Annotated in this window: 17 protein-coding genes and 1 pseudogene; 6 read left to right on the top strand and 12 right to left on the bottom strand. The window is 75.2% G+C overall.

Annotated elements, in window-relative coordinates; all coding sequences use genetic code 11:
• Positions 1-24: 24 nt before the first annotated feature.
• Positions 25-321 carry a Dabb family protein gene (locus KSP35_RS00975; RefSeq protein ID WP_216998387.1) on the bottom strand — a complete coding sequence of 99 codons (297 nt, stop codon included), beginning with the start codon at positions 319-321 and terminating at the stop codon, positions 25-27.
• 54 nt (positions 322-375) lie between these two features.
• On the opposite strand from KSP35_RS00975, the gene KSP35_RS00980 reads away from it, so the two are divergent.
• The 3 genes from KSP35_RS00980 (at position 376) to KSP35_RS00990 (ending at position 3069) form a co-directional block, all read left to right on the top strand.
• Positions 376-1122 carry an SDR family oxidoreductase gene (locus KSP35_RS00980; protein ID WP_216998388.1) on the top strand — a complete coding sequence of 249 codons (747 nt, stop codon included), beginning with the start codon at positions 376-378 and terminating at the stop codon, positions 1120-1122.
• Positions 1123-1222: 100 nt separating this feature from the next.
• On the top strand, positions 1223-2107 hold the full coding sequence (locus KSP35_RS00985) for an acyl-CoA thioesterase II (RefSeq protein ID WP_216998389.1): 885 nt from the start codon (positions 1223-1225) through the stop codon (positions 2105-2107).
• Complete coding sequence (locus KSP35_RS00990) at positions 2104-3069, top strand: LLM class F420-dependent oxidoreductase (RefSeq protein ID WP_216998390.1); 966 nt, start codon at positions 2104-2106, stop codon at positions 3067-3069. Before KSP35_RS00985 ends, KSP35_RS00990 begins: the two co-directional genes overlap by 4 nt.
• A gap of 12 nt (positions 3070-3081) precedes the next feature.
• Here the strand turns inward: KSP35_RS00990 and KSP35_RS00995 are convergent, their stop codons facing one another.
• Entirely contained in the window at positions 3082-3693 is a 612-nt protein-coding gene (locus KSP35_RS00995; RefSeq protein WP_216998391.1) for a rhomboid family intramembrane serine protease, read from the bottom strand.
• A 90-nt stretch (positions 3694-3783) separates the two neighbouring features.
• Positions 3784-4656, bottom strand: coding sequence for an enoyl-CoA hydratase-related protein (locus tag KSP35_RS01000; protein WP_216998392.1), 873 nt, complete (start codon positions 4654-4656; stop codon positions 3784-3786).
• A 118-nt stretch (positions 4657-4774) separates the two neighbouring features.
• Between KSP35_RS01000 and KSP35_RS01005 the strand changes: the two genes are divergently transcribed.
• The gene (locus tag KSP35_RS01005) at positions 4775-5134 is read left to right on the top strand and encodes a VOC family protein (protein ID WP_216998393.1); all 360 of its coding nucleotides are present in this window, start codon (positions 4775-4777) and stop codon (positions 5132-5134) included.
• A gap of 1 nt (position 5135) precedes the next feature.
• Here KSP35_RS01005 and fabI read toward each other — a convergent pair whose 3' ends face one another.
• The 9 genes and pseudogenes from fabI to KSP35_RS01045 form a co-directional block, all read right to left on the bottom strand.
• Complete coding sequence (fabI, locus tag KSP35_RS01010) at positions 5136-5954, bottom strand: enoyl-ACP reductase FabI (protein ID WP_216998394.1); 819 nt, start codon at positions 5952-5954, stop codon at positions 5136-5138.
• A gap of 144 nt (positions 5955-6098) precedes the next feature.
• Complete coding sequence (locus tag KSP35_RS25425) at positions 6099-6215, bottom strand: hypothetical protein (RefSeq protein ID WP_371748628.1); 117 nt, start codon at positions 6213-6215, stop codon at positions 6099-6101.
• Between the two features lie 85 nt (positions 6216-6300).
• Positions 6301-7479, bottom strand: a pseudogene (locus KSP35_RS25430) (carboxyl transferase domain-containing protein); the annotation flags it as partial.
• Between the two features lie 5 nt (positions 7480-7484).
• On the bottom strand, positions 7485-8765 hold the full coding sequence (gene fabF, locus KSP35_RS01020; protein ID WP_216998395.1) for a beta-ketoacyl-ACP synthase II: 1281 nt from the start codon (positions 8763-8765) through the stop codon (positions 7485-7487).
• Between the two features lie 2 nt (positions 8766-8767).
• The gene (locus KSP35_RS01025) at positions 8768-9019 is read right to left on the bottom strand and encodes an acyl carrier protein (protein ID WP_216998396.1); all 252 of its coding nucleotides are present in this window, start codon (positions 9017-9019) and stop codon (positions 8768-8770) included.
• A 67-nt stretch (positions 9020-9086) separates the two neighbouring features.
• Positions 9087-9857, bottom strand: coding sequence for a 3-oxoacyl-ACP reductase FabG (fabG, locus tag KSP35_RS01030; RefSeq protein WP_216998397.1), 771 nt, complete (start codon positions 9855-9857; stop codon positions 9087-9089).
• Complete coding sequence (locus tag KSP35_RS01035; protein WP_217002043.1) at positions 9854-10795, bottom strand: beta-ketoacyl-ACP synthase III; 942 nt, start codon at positions 10793-10795, stop codon at positions 9854-9856. Before KSP35_RS01035 ends, fabG begins: the two co-directional genes overlap by 4 nt.
• A 144-nt stretch (positions 10796-10939) precedes the next feature.
• The gene (locus KSP35_RS01040; protein WP_216998398.1) at positions 10940-11254 is read right to left on the bottom strand and encodes a hypothetical protein; all 315 of its coding nucleotides are present in this window, start codon (positions 11252-11254) and stop codon (positions 10940-10942) included.
• Entirely contained in the window at positions 11251-12168 is a 918-nt protein-coding gene (locus tag KSP35_RS01045) for an ACP S-malonyltransferase (RefSeq protein WP_216998399.1), read from the bottom strand. The genes KSP35_RS01040 and KSP35_RS01045 overlap by 4 nt, the downstream gene beginning before the upstream one ends.
• A 215-nt stretch (positions 12169-12383) precedes the next feature.
• Here KSP35_RS01045 and fabZ point away from each other — a divergent pair, with 215 nt between their 5' ends.
• Positions 12384-12833, top strand: a complete 450-nt coding sequence (gene fabZ, locus KSP35_RS01050) for a 3-hydroxyacyl-ACP dehydratase FabZ (RefSeq protein WP_216998400.1) — start codon at positions 12384-12386, stop codon at positions 12831-12833.
• 10 nt (positions 12834-12843) lie between these two features.
• Entirely contained in the window at positions 12844-13494 is a 651-nt protein-coding gene (locus KSP35_RS01055; RefSeq protein WP_216998401.1) for an HAD-IA family hydrolase, read from the top strand.
• Positions 13495-13505 lie beyond the last annotated feature (11 nt).

The following is a 13505-nucleotide window of genomic DNA, read 5'->3' on the forward strand; positions in this document are numbered from 1 at the left end:
GCGGCCTGACCGCCGGGTCAGGCGTCAGGTGGCGTACTGCACGGCCGCCCGGGCGGCCACGTGCGGGGCGATCAGCTCGTGGATCACGGCCTGGTGCGCCGGGTGGTCCCGATAGGTCTCGTAGTCGGCCTGGCTGGCGAAGTCGGCGGAGATGCCGAAGGCGAAGTTCCCGTCGGCCAGCCCGAGGTCGGGCCCCACGCGGTACCCCTGCAGCTCGGGGATCTGGCCGGGCAGGGTGCGTAGGGCCTCGGCGATGGCCTCCACCTGGGCGGGCTCGGTGCCCTCGTGGAAGCGGAGCAGGACCAGGTGGCGCAGCGACATGGCGCCGACCCTACCGAGCCGCGAGCGGAGGCCGGCTGGGTAGCGTCCGACGGCATGGAACTGGGACTGCAGGGCAAGCGGGCGGCCGTGGCGGCATCGACCTCGGGGCTGGGGCTGGCCACCGCGCAGGCCCTCGCCGCCGAGGGCGTGCGGGTGGCGATCTGTGGCCGCGACCCCGAGAAGCTGGCGGCGGCGGCCGCCACGCTCCCCGAGGGCACGGTGGCCATCCGGGCCGACGTGGGAACGGTCGACGGCGCCACGGCCTTCGTCGACCAGGCCGTGGCCGAGCTCGGTGGCTTGGACGTGCTGGTGGCCAACGCCGGCGGCCCGCCGGCGGGCACCTTCGCCTCCACGCCCATGGACGCCTACCTGCCGGCCCTGGAGCTCAACCTGCTGTCGACCGTGGCCATGTGCCAGGCGGCGGTGCCGGTGCTGCTCGCCCAGGGGTGGGGCCGGATCGTGGCCATCACCTCTTCCACCGTCCGCCAGCCGTCGGCCAACCTGATCCTGTCGAACACCGCTCGGGCCGGCGTCACCGGCTTCCTCAAGACGCTGGCCACCGAGGTCGCCCCGCACGGCGTGACGGTGAACTCCGTCCAGCCCGGCCTGCACGCCACCGACCGGCTCGCCCACCTCTACGGCGGCAACCTCGACGCCGCCGGCAAGAGCGTGCCGACGGGCGACGTCGGCCGCCCCGAGGACTTCGGCGCCGTGGTGGCGTTCCTCTGCTCGGACCACGCCCGGTTCGTCACCGGTTCGGCGCTCCCCGTCGACGGGGGCGCCGTGCAGGGCCTGCAGTAGCCGCCCGCTCTCCCTGCGAACCGGGCGGGTTCTTCGGGGCTCTGGCCCCGAGGATCCCACCTGGTTCGAGCACGGGGCGGGTCGCCTAGGGTCCTCGGCCGTGGACGCAAGGGAGTTCCTGGGCCTCGAAGCCACGCACAACCCGCACCGGTGGCACTTCCCGGTGACGCCCGGGCTGTCCACGGGCGGGGGCTTCCTCTTCGGCGGCTGCGGCCTGGGCGCCGCCATCGCCGCCATGGAGGGCACCACCGGCCGCCCCGTGGTGTGGGCCACCGCCCAGTACCTGTCCTACGCCCAGCCCGGCGCCGAGGTCGACCTCGACGTCACCATCGCCGTCTCGGGCCGCCAGAGCACCCAGGCGCGCGCCGTCGGCCACGTGGTCGACCGGGAGATCTTCACCGTCAACGCCGCCCTCGGCTCGCGGGACCTCGAGGTCAGCGAGACCTTCGTGCAGCCGCTCGACGTGCCCCGCCCCGAGGACTGCGACCCGCGCCCGCTGCGCATCCCCGGCGAGGAGTCGATCATGAGCCGGCTCGACCTGCGGCTCGCCTCGGCCCGCGGCTGGGACACCATCAAGGGGAACCCGGCGCCCGGCGGCCGCTCAGCCCTCTGGGCCCGCATCCCGGACCTGCTCGAGCCGTCGGCCGCCGCCCTGGCGATCCTGGGCGACTACATCCCGTTCGGCATCGGCCAGGCGCTCGGCGCCATGGCCGGCGGCAACAGCCTCGACAACACGCTGCGGGTGATCCGCATCGTGCCCACGGAGTGGATGCTGCTCGACATCCAGATCGAGGGCATCGACCACGGCTTCGGCCACGGCCACGTGCGCCTCTTCGCCGAGGACGGCACCCTCATGGCCACCGCCAGCCAGTCGACCATCGTCCGCTACTGGGACCCGGTCCGGCCTGGCACCCGACCGCAGGCCGAGCACGCCGCACCCGTCCCGGGTGCCGACGCCACCCCACCCACCGAGGAGCACCCATGACGTACCAGGGCTACGGGATGACCATCCCCTTCGACGGCGTGCCGCTCCACGAGCAGCGCGACTGGATCGTGGAGCTGGCCGACCTCGGCTACACCGACGTGTGGTCGAGCGAGGCGAACGGCGCCGACGGGTTCACCCCGCTGGCGCTGGCCTCGGTGTGGGCGCCGTCGCTGCGCCTGGGCTCGGCCATCGTCCCGAGCTTCACCCGGGGCCCGGCCACCCTGGCGCAGTGCGTGGCCTCGCTGGCCGACGCCGCGCCGGGCCGGGTGGCCTTCGGCATCGGCACCTCGAGCAACGTCATCGTCGAGCGCTGGAACGACATCCCGTTCACCGAGCCGTTCAAGAAGACCCGCGACACCGTGCGCTTCCTCCGGGCCGCGCTCACCGGCGAGAAGGTGAAGGCCGACTACGACACGTTCTCGGTCAACGGCTTCAAGCTCGGGATCGTGCCCGAGCAGCAACCCAAGATCCTGGTGGCCGCCTTGCGCCAGGGGATGCTCCGCCTGGCCGGCGCCGAGGGCGACGGCGCCATCGTCAACTGGCTGGGCGCCGAGGACGTGTCGACCGTGGCGCCCTACGTGCACGAGGGCGGCCCCGACAAGGAGGTGGTGGCCCGGATCTTCGTGGCCCCCACCGAGGACCGCGACACCGTCATGGCCCTGGGCCGCTACGCCATCGCCGCCTACCTGACCGTGCCGGTCTACGCCGAGTTCCACCGCTGGCTCGGGCGCGAGGAGCAGCTCCAGCCCATGTGGGACCTGTGGAAGGCCGGCGACCGCAAGGCCGCCCTGGCCGCCATCCCGGACTCGCTGGTCGACACGCTGATCGTCCACGGCAGCCCGGAGGCGTGCCGGGAGCACATCGCCCGCTACCAGGAGAACGGCATCACCACGCCGGCGCTGGCGATCCTCCCGTTCGGCGTCGACCAGCGCCAGGCCATCCGGGACCTCGCCCCCCGCTGAGGGCGCCGGCGCTCAGGCGAGGGCGGACGCCTTGCCCTGCTCGGTGCGGGTGGCGTGGAGCGCCCACGCCGCCAGCACGCCGCCGAGGGCGCCGAAGAGGTGCATCTGCCAGGAGATGCCGGGCCGCGGGATGAGGCCCCACAGGACCCCGCCGTAGAGGAACAGCACCGCCACGCCCACCGCGAGGTAGACGAGGCGCCGCTCGAACACGCCTCGGGCGAGCAGGTAGGTCACGTAGCCGAACACGATCCCGCTCGCCCCGATGTGGTCCGTGTTCGAGGGACCGATGAGCCAGGTGCCCAGCCCGGCCGCCAGCGCGATCAGCGCCGTCACCTGGAAGTAGCGGGCGACGCCGCTGGTGGCGATGATCCCGCCCAGCACCAGGAACGGGATGGTGTTGGAGATCAGGTGGGGGAAGCCGTTGTGCAGGAACGGGCTGGTGGCGATGCCCACCAGGCCGTCGAGCCGCCGGGGCCGGATGCCCCACCGGTCCAGGTTCGTGTGCGGGAACAGGTCGACCAGCTCCACCAGCCACATGACCGCCACGACCAGCGCGACCACGACGTAGGGCCGCAGCCAGCCGGGCAGGTCCAGCTCGGGACGTTCGGGGGTGTCGCCGCTCATGGGCCCAGCTTCGCACCATCGGGTGACGAGGGCACCCGCGCTCGGGGGCGAGCGGGTCCCGCCGGGCTCGGCGCCGACTCCCGCCTCGACTCAGCCCGGCTCGGTGGCGGGGAAGGAGGGCCCGGGCCCGGCGGGCAGGTCGGCGAAGCCGGGCGGCCGCTTGCCCAGCCAGGCCCGCACGCCCTCGCGGTAGTCGTCGCTGGCGATGGTCTCGTCGAGCAGCCGCTCCGAACGGGCCACGGCCGTGCCCACGTCGCCGTGCAGGTCGGCGTAGAGCTGGGCCTTGGCCAGCGCCGCCGAGGTGGGCGAGACCTCGGTGGCCACCGTGCGCGCCCAGTCGAGCGCGGCGTCGAGCACGTCCTCGCGGGGGAGGACCCGGTTGACGAGGCCCATGGCGGCGGCCTCCTCGGCCAGCACCACCCGGCTGGAGATGAGCAGGTCGGCGGCGTGGCCGATGCCGACGAGCCGGGGCAGGATCCACGACAGGCCGTACTCGGCCGGCAGCCCGAGGCGGGGCGCCGAGGTGGTGAGCTTGGCCCCCTCGGCGGCGTAGCGCAGGTCGCAGCAGCAGGCCAGCACCAGGCCCACGCCGGCCGCGGCGCCGTTCACCGCGGCGATGACCGGGAAGCGGAGGCCGAAGTGCCAGGCGAAGGCGTGGTCGTACTCGGGGCGCACGCCGTGGCCGGGCGTGGCCAGGTCCGGCGGCGTGCCGGGGTCGTAGCCGCCGGCGGCCACGTGGCCGTCGAGCGCCGCGGTGTCGGCGCCGGCGCAGAACGCCCGCCCGTCGCCGGTGACCACCACGGCGCGGACCGTGGGGTCGGCCTCGAGGTGGGCGAAGACGGCCCGGTACTCGGTGTGCATCCGGCCGGTCCACGCGTTCATGCGGTCGGGCCGGCTGAGGGTGACGACGGCGACGCCGCCGTCGCGATCGAGGCGGACGGTGCGCAGCTCGGCCAGGTCCATGGCCGCATCGTCGCACCTCGCCGACCCGGTCGGCGGCACTTCGAGGCGGGCGTGCGACACCGTCGGGGCGTGGGCGCTTCCGCGCCCGACGGGCCGTGGCCGGCGCGAGACTCCGGGCATGCAGCCGCAGGGGGTCCACCACGTCTCGATCAACGTCGCCGACGCCGAGGCGTCGATCGCGTTCTACCGCGACGTGCTGGGCTTCGGCGTCCGCCCCGATCGGCCCGACTTCGGCTTCGGTGGTGCCTGGCTCGACGTCGGGGGCCAGCAGGTGCACCTGATCGAGGCGCCCACGCCGCAGGACCTGGGCCAGCACTTCGCCATCGAGGTGGCCGACATCGAGGCCGCCATCGCCGACCTGCGCGCCAAGGGCGTCGACGTCAGCGACGCCAAGCCGGTGGGCACCGGGCTGCAGGCCTTCTTCGCCGACCCCAGCGGCAACGCCCTCGAGCTCAACCAGCCGGGCGGCGCCGCGTAGCTCAGGCGGGCTCCGGCTCCGGCTCCGGCTCCGGGGCGGGCGGGCGGATGGCGGCGCCGATGGCGTGGACGCCGCCGTCCACGTGGACGATCTCGCCGGTGGTGGCCGGGAACCAGTCGCTGAGCAGGGCGACGACGGCCCGGGCCGCCGGCTCCGGGTCCTCCACGTCCCAGCCGAGCGGGGCCCGCTCGGCCCACACCTCCTGGATCTGCGAGAAGCCGGGGATGGACCGGGCCGCCACCGTCTTAAGCGGTCCGGCGGCCACCAGGTTCACGCGGATGTCCGAGGCGCCCAGGTCCCGGGCCAGGTAGCGGGCGGCCGACTCCAAGGCGGCCTTGGCCACGCCCATCCAGTCGTACGCCGGCCACGCCACCGAGGCGTCGAAGTCGAGCCCGACGATGGCCGACCGGGGCCGCATCAGCGGCTTGAGCGCCTTGGCCAGCGCCGGCAGGGAGAAGGCCGAGACCTGGATGGCGGTGGCGACGTCGGCCCACTCGGCGGCGAACAGGCCGTCCTCCTGGCCGAGGCACACGGCCGGCGCGAAGCCCACCGCGTGGACCACGCCGTCCACCCGGCCGTACCGCTCGGCGAGGTGCTCGGGCAGGGCGGCGAGGTGCTCGGGGTCGGTGACGTCGAGCTCCAGCACCTCGGGCGGGGTGGGCAGCCGCCGCGCCGCCCGCTGGGTGACCGACAGCGCCCGCCCGAACGAGGTGAGCACCACCGTCGCCCCCTGCTCCTGGGCCAGCCGGGCGCACGTGAACGCGATCGACGAGGGGGTCAGCACCCCGGTGACGAGCACGATCTTTCCTTCGAGCAGCATGCGGTGGATCTCCTGGGGAGGGTGTCGAGAGCGGTCTTCGAGCCAACTTGTGGGCCGAGGCTGCCGTTTTCGGCGCTCTGGGCCCACAAGTTGCGAAGGGGGGGGCGGGGCGGGTGGGGCTGGGGGCGGGGCGGGTGGGCGTGGTCAGAGGGGTTCGTTGGCGTGGGCGCGGTCGGGGAGGGTGGGGCGCTTGGTGGCGAGGCGGCGGAGGGCGGCGGCGAGCACGGCGCGGGTGGCGACGGGATCGATCACCTGGTCCACCAGGCCGCGCTCGGCGGCGATGCGGGGGGGAGAGGAACTTCACCCGGTACTCGTCCTCCAGCTCGCGGCGGCGGGCGACGGGGTCGGTGGCCTCGTCGAGCTCGCGGCGGTTGAGGATGGCGACGGCGCCCGGGGCCCCCATCACCGCGATCTCGGCGGTGGGCCACGCCAGCATGAGGTCGTTGCCCATGGTGCGGGAGTCCATCACGATGTAGGCGCCTCCGTAGGCCTTGCGCAGGATGACGCCGAGCCGCGGGACGGTGGCCCCGGCGTAGGCGTGCACCAGCTTGGCGCCGTGGCGGATCATGCCGCGCCACTCGAGGTCGCGCCCCGGCTCGTAGCCGGGGGTGTCGACGAAGGTGAGGATCGGCAGCCCCAGGGCGTCGGCGCCGTGGACGTGGCGAGCCCCCTTGCACGAAGCCTCGATGTCGATCGTGCCGGCCCGGACCGCGGGCTGGTTGGCGATGATGGCCACCGATCGGCCGCCGAGGCGGGCGTAGGCGGTGACCAGGTTCGGGGCGTGGTCGGCGTGGACCTCGAGCAGGCTGTCGCGGTCGAACACGTCCTCCAGCACGTCGCGCACGTCGTAGGCGTGGGTGGCCCGGGCCGGCACGGTGGTGGCGGCCCGCAGGCACTCGCGGTCCACGGCGTCGTCGGCGGGACCGAGCGGCGGGTCGGCGAGGTGGTTGTCCGGGAGGTGGGCCAGCAGGTCGGCCAGGGCGGCGATGGCGTCGTCCTCGTCGGTGGCCACCAGCGACGCCAGGCCCGAGCGGGTGGCGTGGACGGTGGCGCCGCCGAGCCCCTCGGGGTCGATCGGGAAGCCGGTCACGTCGCTGACCGGGCCCGGACCGTTGAGGTAGGCGGTGGCGTCACGGGTCAGGACCACGTGGTCGACCAGGCCGAGGATCGGGGTCAGCGACCCGTGCACCGGGCCGGTGACCGCCAGCAGCAGCGGCACCACGCCCGACAGCCGCACGGTGCGGGCCGCCACCCGGCCCCAGGCCACGAGGGCGTCGAGGCCACCCGCGCCCGCGTCGATGGCCACCGAGCGCACCACCCCGAGCACGGGGCAGCCGATCTGCTCGGCCAGCGCCAGGGCCCGCTCGACCACCTCGGCCTCGGCCGCCCCCGTGCTGTCGGCGCGCCGGCCGTCGACCCGGAAGAACGCCACCGTCCGGCCGTCGACCTCGCGCAGCTCGGCGTGGGCGGCGTCGGGGCGGTCGAACCCGATCGGGGTGGTGACGCCGGGGTCGAGGACCGACACGCGCTTCAGGCGTCCAGGGGGACGAGGACCAGCGACGCGTTGTGCCCACCGAACCCGAAGGAGTTGGAGAGCACCGGGCCGATGGCGATCGAGCGGGCCTCGCCGATCACGAGGTCGACGCCGGGGTCGACGTCCGGGGTGGTCAGGTTGGCGACCGGCGGCACGAGGCCGGCTCGGGCCGCGAGCAGGCCGATGATGGCCTCGACCGCGCCGGTGGCCCCCACGAGGTGGCCGGTGACGCCCTTGGTGGAGGTCACCGGCGGGCCGTCGGTGCCGAACACCTTCACCATGGCGCTCGACTCGGCGGCGTCGTTGAGCGGCGTCGAGGTGCCGTGGGCGTTGATGTGGGAGATGGCGGCGGGCGGGAGCCCGGCATCGGCCAGGGCGGCCTGCATGGAGGCGATGGCGCCGGCGCCGTCGGGGTCCGGGGCGGTGATGTGGTGGGCGTCGCAGGTGGAGCCGTAGCCGGCCAGCTCGCCCAGGACCGTCGCGCCGCGGCGGGTGGCGTGGGCCGCCGACTCCAAGACAACGATGCCGGCGCCCTCGCCCATGACGAAGCCGTCGCGGTCGGCGTCGAACGGGCGCGAGGCGGCGGCGGGGTCGTCGTTGCGGCCGCTGAGGGCGCCCATGCGGGCGAAGGCGGCCATGGCGGTGGGCGTGATGGACGCCTCGGCGCCGCCGGCCACCACCACGTCGGCCCGGCCCGAGCGGATGAGGTCCCCGGCCTGGCCGATGCTGTCGGTGGCCGAGGCGCAGGCGGTGGCGACGCTGATGGCCGAGCCGTGGAAGCCGTGGCGCAGGGCCACCAGCCCGGCGGTGGCGTTGGCCATCATCATCGGGATGAGCATGGGGCCCACCCGCTTCACGCCCTTGGTGACCCGGACCTCGATCTGGTCCTCCAGCGTGAGGATGCCGCCCACGCCGGACCCGATGACCACGGCCACCCGGCTGCGGTCGAGGTCGGCGAGGTCGGCACCTGCGCCGGCGAGGCCGGCCTGGGTGAGGGCCTCCTCGGCGGCCACGATGCCCAGGAGGCTGACCCGGTCGATGCGGCGCGCGTCGCGGGCGTCCACCAGCGGCGCGGGGTCGAAGTCGGTGATCTCGGCGGCGAAGCGGACCGGGTGGCCCTCGGTGTCCCACGTGGTGATGGGGACGGCGGCCGGCCGGGCCGCGGTGACCGCCTCCAGGGTGGCGGCGGCGGTGGGACCGGCGGGGGTCATCGCCCCCACGCCGGTCACCACCACGCGCGGACGGCCGTCGGGCCGCAGCGTGGGATCGGGCGCCATGCTCAGGCCGCCGCCTCGATGTGCTTGGCCACCACGTCGGCCGCGCCGCCGATGGTGCCCACGCCCTCGAGCTCGTCCTCGGGGATGGTCAGGTCGAAGGTCTCCTCGAGCTGCATGACGACCTCCACCAGGGCGAGGCTGTCGGCGTCGAGGTCGTCGGCGAACGAGGTGGTCTCGCTCAGCGTGCTCCGGTCGACCTTCAGCACCTCCTCGCAGGCGTCATACACGGCATCGATGATCTGGGTGCGGTCCATGGGGGAGGGCTCCTTGGTTTCGTGGTTCGGGGGGGGGGGAAGGGGGAGTGGCGGGTGGGGGATCGGCTCAGTGGCCCATGCCGAGGCCGCCGTCGACGGGGAGGACGGCGCCGGTGACGTAGGCCGCGGCGTCCGAGCAGAGGTAGGCGATGGCGGCGGCGACCTCGGCGGGCTGGCCGATGCGGCCCACCGGCACCAGGGCGGCCAGCTCGTCGGTGCGGGCGTCGCCGGTGGCGGCGAGCATGCCGGTGGCGATCGGTCCGGGGGCCACCACGTTGGCGGTGATGCCCCGGCTGCCCAGCTCGCGGGCCAGCGAGCGGGTGAGGCCCACGAGGCCGGCCTTGGCGGCGCTGTAGTTGGCCTGGCCGGCGGAGCCGAGCAGCCCGACCACCGACGACACGTTGACGATGCGCCCCCAACGGGCCCGCACCATCTTCGGCGTGGCCCGCCTGGTGACGTGGAAGGCGCCGTCGAGGTTGGTGGCCAGCACCGTGCGCCACTGGTCGGCGCCCATGCGCAGGAACAGGCCGTCGGCGGTGGCCCCGGCGTTGTTGACCAGCACGGCGACGGCGCCGAGCTCGGCCTCGACGAGCGCGAACGCACCGTCGACCGAGCCCGGATCGGTGACGTCGATGGCGACGGCGAAGGCGGTGCCCCCGGCGGCGGTGATCTCGGCCACGACCACCTCGGCAGCCTCCTGGCCCGAGCGGTAGCCGACGGCGACGGCGCAGCCGCCGGCGGCCAGCGCGGCGGCGGTCGCGGCGCCGATGCCGCCGGACGCTCCCGTGACGAGGGCCACGCGAGGCCCGGGGGTGGTGGGAACGTCGACCGGGCTCAACGGTCCCACCGGAGGTAGACGGTCGACCACGCCAGACCGGCGCCGATGCCGCTCACGAGCACCCGGTGGCCCGGCCGGAGCCGCCCGGCCCGCTGGGCGGCTTCCAGGGCGAGGGGGATGGAGGCGGCCGAGGTGTTGGCCCGCTCGGCGACGTCGAGCACCACGCGGTCCTCGGTGATCCCGAGGCGGTCCGCCGCCGCGCCGATGATGCGGGCGTTGGCCTGGTGCGGCACGTACAGGTCGACGTCGGCGGCGGTGGCCCCGGCTCGGCCGAGCGCAGCGGACCCCGAGGCCACGAGGCCGCGGGTGGCCCGCCGGAACAGCTCGGGCCCGTCCATCGCCACGTAGGCGCCACCGCGTGGGACCTCCAGGATGGCGACGCCGCTCGGGTCGCCGCCCAGGTCGGTCCCCAGCACCCCGGGCGCTCCGGGGATGGCCTCGCCGCGGGTGAGGACCGCGGCGCCGGCACCGTCGCCGAACAGGACGGCGGTCCCGCGATCGTCGGGGTCGACGATGCTCGAGAAGCGGTCGGCGCCGATCACCAGGGCGACCCCGATCGAGGGGTCGGCCAACAGGGCGGCGGCGGTGTGGAACGCGTGGACGAAGCCGGAGCAGGCACCGTTCACGTCGAACCCGCTGGCGCGGAGGCCGAGGTCGGCGGCCACGCGGGCCGACGTCGAGGGGCACGGCGTGTCGGGGGTGGCGGTGGCCACCAGCACGAGGTCGACGGCGGCCGGCGCCAGGCCGGCGTCGGCGAGGGCTCGACGTCCGGCCTCGGCGGCGAGCGACGTGGTGGTCTCCCCGAGGCCCGCGATGTGGCGGGCCTTGATGCCCGTGCGACCGACGATCCAGGCGTCGGAGGTGTCCAGCCGCTCGGCCAGGTCGTGGTTCGAGACGCGCTGCTGCGGCACCGCGGCGCCCAGCCCGGCGACGCGCAGGGGGGAACCGGGGGACCGAGCGCGTGGGGTCGGCGGCCTCGGGCTCGAGGACCGAGGCCGGCACGACGGGCCGTCCGGCGGCGGCTTCGCGCAGCTCGGCGCGACGGCGGGTCAGCTCGGCGACCCGCCGCGTGCTGGTCTCGGTCATGCGGCGGTGCCGGGCCGGGTGGCCGGCCGGTCGACCGGGTGGAGCCAGGCGACGGGCTGGCCCGGTCGGACCCGCTCGCCGGGCTCGGCGAGCAGGCGGATGAGGAAGCCGGCGCAGAAGCTCACGACGGGCTCGTCGCGCCCCGGGCCGGCGATGTGGCCGATGATCCCGCCGGCGGCGACGACCTCGCCCTCGGCGGTCACGTCGTCGGCCGGGGCCGGCTGGAACACGCCGGCAATGGGGGCGACCACCATGCGGACGTCGATGCGGGTGTCGTCGCCTTCGCGGCCGGCGTGGACGGGACGGGTCATCGGCGGGCCTCCACCGGTAGGTCGTCCGGCGTGGCGACGGAGCGGGTGGTGACGTCGGGGGCGATGCGCTTGACCAGGCCGGTGAGCGTGGTGCCCGGGCCGACCTCGATGACCGTGTCGGCGCCCATCGCCACCAGCTGGGCCACCACGTCGGCCCAGCGGACGGGCGAGACCAGGTGGGTGGTGAGCCGCTCGGGCCACCCGTCGGCGGAGCGGACGGGTGCGGCGTCGTGGTTGGTGACCACCGGGAAGGCCGGGGGGTGGAAGGCGACGGTGTCGAGCACCGGGGCGAGGCGCTCGGCGGCCAGCGCCATGAGCGGGGTGTGGAACGCGCCGTCGACGGCGAGGCGCCGGGTGCGGCGCACCCCGAGCTCCTTGGCCCGCTCGGCGACCGCGTCGAGGGCATCGGCGTGGCCGCCGACGACCACCTGCCCGGCACCGTTGACGTTGGCCACCCAGGCCCGGTCCGGGGCTGCTCGGCACGCCTGGTGGGCGACGTCCTCGTCCGCGCCGAGGAGGGCGAGCATGGCGCCGCCGGTGGCCGCCTGGGCCTCGGCGGAGGCCTCCGCCCGAGCGGCGGCGAGGCGGAACCCGTCAGCCGCCGAGACCGCGCCCGAGGCGACGAGGGCGGTGATCTGGCCCAGCGAGTGGCCGGCGACCGCCACGACCTCACGGCGGTCGAGCGTGGCCGCCAGGGCGTCCCACGCCACCAGCGACGTGGTCAGCACGCTCAGCTGGGCCTCGCGGGTGGGGGCCAGCTCCTCGGCGGGGGCCTCGAGCAGCAGGTGGGCCAGCGGCGCACCGGTGGCCGCCGTGGCCCGCTCGACGAGGGACCACGACCCGTGGTCGCGCCACGGGCGGCCCATCTGTGCTGCTTGGCTCCCCTGGCCGGGGAAGACCACGGCGATGCCCACGTGTCTGGCTCCTCGAAGGTCGGACGTTCGAGGGGTGAGACAGGGGTGATCACCCAGGGGTTTCACCGTACCGGTGGGTAGCTTGCACATTACCGACGGGTAGGTTGCGGGCCGCCGAAGACCCGCAGGTCAGCGGGGGTGCGGGCCACGGGAGGATCGTCACACCCGGGTGCGGAAAAGGTGACCGCTCGCGGTGACGGCCGGTCCAACGGGCCATGGCCACCCCCGCAGGCGAGTCCTCCCGGCTGGTGGGGCTGCTGCCCCACCGCCCGCCCTTCCGCTTCGTCGACGAGGTCGAGCGCTGCGATCCCGGCGTCGCCGTCACCGCCCGCTGGCGCATCACCGGCGACGAGGCCTGGCTGGCCGGGCACTTCCCCGGCAACCAAGTGGTCCCCGGCGTGCTGCAGCTCGAAGCGCTGGCGCAGGCCGGCGCCATCGCCGTGCTCGACCACCCCGACCACGCCGGCCGCCTGCCGCTCTTCGGCGGGGTCGAGGAGGTCCGCTTCCGCCGGCAGGTGGTCCCAGGCGACGAGGTGCTGCTCGAGGTCGAGATCGAGCGGCTGGGCGGTCGTGGGGGGTGGGGCCGCGGCCGAGCCACCGTCGACGGCGTCGAGACCTGCAGCGGACGGCTGCTCTTCGTCATCGTCGATCGCCCCGCCCAATAGGGTCGACGGCGTGCTCGACGCCGTGCTCTTCGACCTCGACGGGACCCTGACCGACCCCGAGGTCGGCATCACGTCGTCGCTCCGCCACGCCCTCGCGAGCGTCGGCCACCCGGCGCCGGACGACCTGGACCTGCGGTGGATGATCGGGCCGCCCATGCGCTCGAACTTCACCCGCTACGGGCTGCCCGAGCACCTGCACGAGGACGCCACGGTGGCCTACCGCGCTCGCCACGTCGCGGTCGGCCTGGCCGAGGCCGAGCTCATCCCGGGCATGGTCGACGTCCTCGCCGGCCTGGCGGCCGACGGCGTCCCGCTGGCCCTGGCCACCGCCAAGCCGGTCGAGCAGGGCCGCCGCACCTTGGAGCTGTTCGACCTCGAGCAGTGGTTCGCCGTGGTGACCGGGAGCGCCGCCGACGGCGTGGCCCGGTCGAAGGCCCACATCGTGGCCGAGGCGCTCCGCGAGCTGGGCGACCCGGACCCCGCTCGGGTGGCCATGGTGGGCGACCGGCTCCACGACGTCGAGGGCGGCCGGGCCAACGGCTGCCTCACGATCGGCGTCGGCTGGGGCTTCGCCGAGGCGGGCGAGCTGGACCTCGTGGCTCCCGACCACGTGGTCCAGGACCCGGTCGACCTGCTCAGCCTCCTGCGCGCCCTGCCCTGAGGACCCGGCGG

Source organism: Aquihabitans sp. G128, assembly GCF_019048865.1.
GTDB lineage: Bacteria > Actinomycetota > Acidimicrobiia > Acidimicrobiales > Iamiaceae > Aquihabitans.

Excerpts from the sequence above, each read along its gene's own strand:
- KSP35_RS01000 (WP_216998392.1), bottom strand. The coding sequence starts at position 4,656 with ATGGACCTGGCCGAGCTGCGCACCGTCCGCCTCGATCGCGACGGCGGC.
- KSP35_RS00975 (WP_216998387.1), bottom strand. The coding sequence starts at position 321 with ATGTCGCTGCGCCACCTGGTCCTGCTCCGCTTCCACGAGGGCACCGAG.
- KSP35_RS01040 (WP_216998398.1), bottom strand. The coding sequence starts at position 11,254 with ATGACCCGTCCCGTCCACGCCGGCCGCGAAGGCGACGACACCCGCATC.
- KSP35_RS01005 (WP_216998393.1), top strand. The coding sequence starts at position 4,775 with ATGCAGCCGCAGGGGGTCCACCACGTCTCGATCAACGTCGCCGACGCC.
- fabZ (WP_216998400.1), top strand. The coding sequence starts at position 12,384 with ATGGCCACCCCCGCAGGCGAGTCCTCCCGGCTGGTGGGGCTGCTGCCC.
- KSP35_RS00980 (WP_216998388.1), top strand. The coding sequence starts at position 376 with ATGGAACTGGGACTGCAGGGCAAGCGGGCGGCCGTGGCGGCATCGACC.
- fabI (WP_216998394.1), bottom strand. The coding sequence starts at position 5,954 with ATGCTGCTCGAAGGAAAGATCGTGCTCGTCACCGGGGTGCTGACCCCC.
- KSP35_RS00995 (WP_216998391.1), bottom strand. The coding sequence starts at position 3,693 with ATGAGCGGCGACACCCCCGAACGTCCCGAGCTGGACCTGCCCGGCTGG.
- fabF (WP_216998395.1), bottom strand. The coding sequence starts at position 8,765 with ATGGCGCCCGATCCCACGCTGCGGCCCGACGGCCGTCCGCGCGTGGTG.
- KSP35_RS00990 (WP_216998390.1), top strand. The coding sequence starts at position 2,104 with ATGACGTACCAGGGCTACGGGATGACCATCCCCTTCGACGGCGTGCCG.
- KSP35_RS01025 (WP_216998396.1), bottom strand. The coding sequence starts at position 9,019 with ATGGACCGCACCCAGATCATCGATGCCGTGTATGACGCCTGCGAGGAG.